The organism is Candidatus Symbiothrix dinenymphae, from assembly GCF_001431085.1.
In genome coordinates this window covers 1-1033 of record NZ_BBRU01000069.1, presented here as the reverse complement: position 1 = coordinate 1033, position 1033 = coordinate 1, and the positions used below count along the sequence as shown (strand labels likewise).

At 51.2% G+C, this 1033-nt stretch carries 1 pseudogene; it reads left to right on the top strand.

The window, feature by feature from the left end:
- Positions 1-135 precede the first annotated feature (135 nt).
- Positions 136-855, top strand: a pseudogene (locus ASC50_RS01190) (RagB/SusD family nutrient uptake outer membrane protein); the annotation flags it as partial.
- Positions 856-1033: the final 178 nt, after the last annotated feature.

Below are 1033 nucleotides of genomic sequence, written 5' to 3'. Positions count from 1 at the left end.
AAAAGAAATGAGTTGGGGAGTCTCCAATGGGGGGGAAAAAGTAGCTAAAAACCTGTCCCCGCGGCCAAAGCCCCCCCCCCCCCCACCAAGCCCCCCCCCCCCCCCCCCCCCGCCTATCCCGCCTATCCCAACGGCGGTGCGGCAAATACTACTCAAAATGCGCGTCAGGTGCTGGGTGCCACCTATAAAAATATGGAGAGGTACTATACCAAAAACGGACTTCTTTTGACGGAAGACCTGACTTTCAATGAAAGCACAAAGCATCAGATAGTAAAGACACCCGTTGCTTTAGCGGCAGCTACTTCAGCGGCAGATACGGCGGCGTTCGAGGAAATTCGGGGTATTCTGCAGCCCAATCATGATGTCATCAATCTCTATTTGAACAGGGAACTTCGTTTCTATGCCAATTTGGGCATCACCGGCGGCTATTGGCGTTCCTATACTCAACGTATCGCCACGAACTTTTTTAGGAGTGGCCCCGGCGGACGAGGCTCCTCTGGTAACATCGTCAATGTTTTAAACAGCTTCTGGACGGCCATAGGGGCACAAAAAGTGGTACATATCAACTCCAAGGCCGGCAATTCCGCGGTACCAACTCCTTATCCCCTGCCGATTATTCGTCTATCGGACTTGTATCTGATGAAAGCCGAAGCGCTAAACGAGGTATCGGGTCCCTCGCAGGAAGTATGGGATGCCATCAATATCGTGCGCACAAGAGCAGGTATTCCCAAGGTGGAAGATGCTTACACCAGCACAGTTGTGACGTCGGCTGCCAGAGACAATCATACCCGCAAGGTGGGGTGTCAAACAGATTACAATCGGATGAAATTTTTGCGTTCTGTTTTTATCCCGTAGGGATGGAATATTGGTAGAAACCGGAATCCACCCTCCACAACCCACCGTCCCGTAGGGACGGAATATGATACACCGACATTGATATTTCGTACCTACGGCACGAATGAGGTAGGGGGATGGGCATTTTCTACCAACATTTTGTCCCTACGGGACAGCAATATCGTGTCATGCAATTTCC